This window comes from Azovibrio sp., assembly GCF_049658005.1.
GTDB lineage: Bacteria > Pseudomonadota > Gammaproteobacteria > Burkholderiales > Rhodocyclaceae > Azovibrio.
The window spans coordinates 1-4,460 of sequence record NZ_JBASOH010000088.1; the positions used below are offsets into that span (position 1 = coordinate 1).

At 64.9% G+C, this 4,460-nt stretch carries 6 protein-coding genes and 1 pseudogene; all 7 read right to left on the bottom strand.

Features of this window, described 5'->3' with window-relative positions:
* Nucleotides 1–441, bottom strand: a 441-nt coding sequence (gene ccmE, locus WBH99_RS08400) for a cytochrome c maturation protein CcmE (protein ID WP_424219635.1), incomplete at its 3' end; no start/stop codon positions are given.
* A complete protein-coding gene (ccmD, locus tag WBH99_RS08405) occupies nucleotides 438–626 on the bottom strand; it encodes a heme exporter protein CcmD (RefSeq protein ID WP_424219636.1) in 189 nt (62 codons plus the stop codon). The genes ccmE and ccmD, both read right to left, overlap by 4 nt.
* Before the next feature lie 93 nt (nucleotides 627–719).
* On the bottom strand, nucleotides 720–1,457 hold the full coding sequence (gene ccmC, locus WBH99_RS08410; RefSeq protein ID WP_424219640.1) for a heme ABC transporter permease CcmC: 738 nt from the start codon (nucleotides 1,455–1,457) through the stop codon (nucleotides 720–722).
* A 13-nt stretch (nucleotides 1,458–1,470) separates the two neighbouring features.
* Complete coding sequence (ccmB, locus tag WBH99_RS08415; protein ID WP_424219637.1) at nucleotides 1,471–2,139, bottom strand: heme exporter protein CcmB; 669 nt, start codon at nucleotides 2,137–2,139, stop codon at nucleotides 1,471–1,473.
* Between the two features lie 3 nt (nucleotides 2,140–2,142).
* A complete protein-coding gene (gene ccmA / locus WBH99_RS08420; RefSeq protein WP_424219638.1) occupies nucleotides 2,143–2,760 on the bottom strand; it encodes a cytochrome c biogenesis heme-transporting ATPase CcmA in 618 nt (205 codons plus the stop codon).
* A 186-nt stretch (nucleotides 2,761–2,946) separates the two neighbouring features.
* Complete coding sequence (locus tag WBH99_RS08425; protein ID WP_424219639.1) at nucleotides 2,947–4,215, bottom strand: HD-GYP domain-containing protein; 1,269 nt, start codon at nucleotides 4,213–4,215, stop codon at nucleotides 2,947–2,949.
* Nucleotides 4,212–4,460: pseudogene (locus WBH99_RS08430) on the bottom strand (hypothetical protein); the annotation flags it as partial. The pseudogene WBH99_RS08430 and the gene WBH99_RS08425, both read right to left, overlap by 4 nt.

A 4,460-nucleotide genomic window follows, 5' to 3' on the forward strand; every position in this document is an offset into this window, starting at 1 on the left:
TGGCTGGCCGCTACCGGCGCGGTGGGCCTTTTCCAGGGCGGCGGCCGCTTCGGGCGGCATGTAGTTTTCATCGTGTTTGGCCAGCACTTCGCTGGCGGTGAAGATGCCATCCGCACCCAGCTTGCCCTGGGCGACGACGCCCTTGCCCTCCTGGAACAGGTCGGGGAGGATGCCCTTGTAGCGGACCGGGATGTCATGGATCGTGTCGGTGACCACGAAGGTCAGGGTCACCCCGTCCGGCTGGCGGGTCAGGGAGCCCTTTTGCACCAGGCCGCCGATGCGGAACACCTTGTTCTGGGGCGCCTTGCCCTCCTGCACGTCGGTGGGGGTATGGAAGAAGGCCATGTTGTCGTCCAGGGCGTTGAAGACAAGGGCTGCGATCAGGCCGAGGGCGGCGAGGCCACCGACGATCAGGGCGATGCGCTTGTGGCGGGCTTTCATGGCTGTTGCTCCAGCTTGGCTTCGGCCCGCAACTGGCGGACCAGCCGTTGTCGGGTGGCGCGATGCTGACGGATCACGATCCAGGGTTCGAGCATCATGACCAGGGCGGTGACGCCAAAGGCGCCCCAGACATAGAGGCCGTGGCCGCCCATGGCGATGAAGTCGGAAAAGCTGTTCCAGTGCATAGTGTTGTTGCCGTTCTCGGTTCGTATCCCTCCAGCCGGGGCTGGGCGATTATCCTGGCTGGCGGCCGGATACTGTGTAACAAAGCGTGATGGCTAGGAGCGGTCCAGCAGCAGTTCCCGCACCCAGTCCGTGTGCCGCTCCCGCTCCAGGATGATGGTGCGCACTCGCATCAAGGCCACGGCGACGGCATACATCCACATGGCGAAGGCAGAGAACAACATGCCCCAGAGCATGATCGAAGCCATGGCCGGCGCCCGGGTGAGGGAGACGGAAGCGCCTTGGTGCAGGGTGTTCCACCACTTCACCGAGAAATAGATGATGGGGATGTTCACCACCCCCACCAGCGCCAGGATCGCCCCGGCCTTGTCGGAGCGGCGGCTATCGTCGATGGCCCGGGTCAGGGCGATGAAGCCGATATAGAGGAACAGCAGGATCAGTTCCGAGGTGAGCCGGGCATCCCACACCCACCAGGTGCCCCACATCGGCTTGCCCCACAGGGCCCCGGTCCACAGCGAAATGAAGGCAAACAGGGCGCCGGTGGGGGCGAGCGCCTGGGCCATCATGCCCGACAGGCGGGTATTGAAGGCCAAGCCCATCCCGGCCCAGAAGGCCATCACCAGGTAGATGAACATCGACATCCAGGAGGCGCCCACATGGATGAAGATGATGCGGTAGCCCTCGCCCTGCTGAAAATCCGTGGGGGCGACAAAGAAGCTGATCCACAGGCCCGCCAGGGCAAACCCGGCGAACAGGGCCCAGAACCAGGGAATCAGCTTGCCCGCCAGGGGGTAGAAGGTGGAAGGGGCGGAAAATTTGAACCAGTGAATCATGCGCATCGGGATTTTATTCCAGGGCGATCTTCAGGGCGGCGGCAGCGGCCCAGGGAGCAAAGGCCAGGCCGCCCACGGTGAGGGCGGCCAGGAGCGAGAGATGGGCGCCGGGCCCCAGGCCGCTGACGCTGGCATCGACGGCCCCGGCACCAAAAATCAGTACCGGAATATACAGGGGCAACACCAGCAGGGAAAGCAGCACCCCGCCGCCGCGCAAGCCCAGGGTCAGCCCGGCACCGATGGCGCCGATGCCCGAGAGCGCCGGAGTGCCGAGCAGGATGGAGCCGGCCAGCACCCACAGGGCGTCGGTAGGCAGATCGAATTGCAGGCCCAGCACCGGGGCGAGCAGGGCCAGGGGCAGGCCGGAGACCAGCCAGTGCGCGATCACCTTGCCCAGCACCATGAGCCCGAGCGGATTGGGTGACAGGGCCAGTTGTTCCAGGGTGCCATCGCGGTAGTCGTCGGCAAACAGGCGGGGCAGGGACAGCTGGGTTGCCAGCAGGGCCCCGACCCAGAGCACACCCGGCGCCAGTTGGCGCAACAGGTCCACCTCCGGCCCGACGCCGAGCGGGAACAGACTGGCGACGATGATGAAGAAGAACAGCACCGAGGCCAGGTCAGCGGGCCGGCGCAGCGCCAGGCGCAGGTCGCGGGCAATGGTGTGGGAGACGATGCGGAACATGGCTCAGGCTCCCAAACGCAGAACGCGTACGGCGCCAGCAGGAATTTCCACCGGCTGGTGCGTGGTCATCACGGCCAGCCCCCCGCGCTGCAGGTGAGCGCCGATGATGCCCACCAGCCAGTCCACCGCATGCACGTCCAGGGCCACGAAAGGCTCATCGAGAATCCACAGGGGGCGGCGCTCCTGCACCAGCCGGGCCAGGGCGACCCGGCGTTTCTGGCCTTGCGAGAGGTAGCGGCAGATCAGATCTTCCCGGCCCGAGAGACCCACCTGCGCCAGGGCATCCAGGGCATCGTCCGCGGCCAGGTCTTCCCCGGCCAGCCGGGCCGAAGCCAGCAGGTTTTCCAGCGGGCTGAGCTCTTCCTTGATGGCATTGAGGTGGCCCAGGTAACAGAGATCGGCGCGAAAATCGTCGGCCAGCTTGCGGATGGATGCCCCTTTCCAGCGGACTTCACCGGATTCAGGCGGGGAAAGGCCGCACAACATGCGCAGCAGGCTGGTCTTGCCGGCCCCGTTTTTGCCCTGCAGGAACAGCAGTTCGCCTTCTGCCAGACCAAAACTCACGCCGTGAAACAGGCGCCGCGCACCGCGGATACATTCCAGGTTGTCGGCTTCCAGCATGGGTTTGAGGGCTTTCTGAGCGCAAGGCGAAAGAGCGGAGGCAGAAGTGTAGCGGCTCTTTGATGGGAAGCAAAACCGGAGCAGAGGATGCGGAGCGGCTTTGATGCGGGGGATTGGCGCCCTGGCCGCTGCCCATGCTCAGGCGGCTATGCGCTGCGGCCGCTTGCCATCTGCCCAGCTGCCCAGCTAAGCGGTTTCCTTCATGAAGTAACGTTCGAGGGCGAGCAGCAGGATTGCCCGCAGCCGGGTTTCGTCGGCTTGGCCGTAAGTTTCATGCAAACGGGTGGCGAGTGGCAGGAAACGGTCGAGCAGGTGGGGGTCGAAATGGGTGCCCCGGTCGCGTCGCATGATGTCCGTGGCTTCTGCCGGGGTCATCGGGCCTTTGTAGGGGCGGCGGGAGGTGAGTGCATCGAATACATCCACCACGGCAAAAATGCGGGCGTTGAGCGGAATGGCTTCCCCGGCCAGCCCTTCCATGTAGCCGCTGCCATCGTATTTTTCGTGATGGTAGGCCACGACTTCGCGGGCCTGCAGGAGCCAGGCCGACTGGCGCAGGATGTCTCCGCCCAGGGTGACGTGGGTTTTCATGACAGCGAATTCTTCCGGAGTCAGCCGGCCGGGTTTGAGCAGGATGTTGTCGGAGATGCCGATCTTGCCGACATCGTGCAGGAAAGCCCCGGCAATCAGGTTGCGCATCTGGCTGGCGGCTATGCCGACCGCCTCCCCCAGGGCCACGGCGTAGAGCGTCACCCGGTAGTTGTGGATATTGGTGTCGGAGTCGCGCTGGGCGATGGCGCTGCCCAGCACTTCGAGCATTTCCAGGTTGCCGCGCAGGATCGAGCGGCTGCGGGCCAGGAGTTCGCGATGCAGGGCCAGCACCACCGGGTAGACCGTCAGGGCGGTCAAGACAATGGCCAGCACTACCATCGCCACGGTGCGCATTACGTCTTCCTGGATCTGGGTCATGGTTTCCTGGTCAGGCAGATACACCCCCTCCAGGTAGCCCACGGGCGCTCCCCCCGGTCGGGCGATGGGGACGGCCACCACCAGCGCGAATTCACCCTGGATCAGGTGTTTCATGTAGCGCGGTTGTGTCGTCAGTTCCACGTGTCCGCCCCGTTTCAGTTCCTCTTCCAGATATTTCAGTTCGGGTGGCACATACTCGATCAGGCGGGTTTTGTTGTGGTCATAGAGTTCGACGATGCCGAAGTGGTCGGTGGCTATCTGTTCGACCAGGTGCTCCAGGTCAGCCGCCGCGAGCTTGCCCTGGGCATGGGCTTCGAGCGTGGCCGGCGGGATGCGGTGCGCCGCCATCACCACCATGGCCAGCACCTTCTCGTCGATCCGTTCGGATTCGGTGTACCAGGTGATGAGGCCGACCAGTGCTGCGGTCACGCTGCTGACCAGCAGCAGGCGGCGGCGCAGGGTCTGGAGGGGGTTGTCGGACTGGGTCATGGCGGATCTTGGGCTAAATGACGGTCGTGGCTGAAACTCCAGAGTTTATGACTGTCGATCTGCAGCCGGTAGTTTTTTTCCAGTGCGTCGAGCTGGGCCAGCCGGGCATCCAGTTCGGCGGCGAAGGCGAGGCGGCGGGCGGCCAGCATTTCCGCCAGGCTGCCTTCGCCCAGTTCGTAGGCCCTGGCCTGCAACTGGGCGGCCTTGCTCATGCGGGCGGCGGCATCCTGGCTGGAGCGCCAGGC

Excerpts from the sequence above, each read along its gene's own strand:
- ccmC (WP_424219640.1), bottom strand. The coding sequence starts at position 1,457 with ATGATTCACTGGTTCAAATTTTCCGCCCCTTCCACCTTCTACCCCCTG.
- ccmD (WP_424219636.1), bottom strand. The coding sequence starts at position 626 with ATGCACTGGAACAGCTTTTCCGACTTCATCGCCATGGGCGGCCACGGC.
- ccmB (WP_424219637.1), bottom strand. The coding sequence starts at position 2,139 with ATGTTCCGCATCGTCTCCCACACCATTGCCCGCGACCTGCGCCTGGCG.
- WBH99_RS08425 (WP_424219639.1), bottom strand. The coding sequence starts at position 4,215 with ATGACCCAGTCCGACAACCCCCTCCAGACCCTGCGCCGCCGCCTGCTG.
- ccmA (WP_424219638.1), bottom strand. The coding sequence starts at position 2,760 with ATGCTGGAAGCCGACAACCTGGAATGTATCCGCGGTGCGCGGCGCCTG.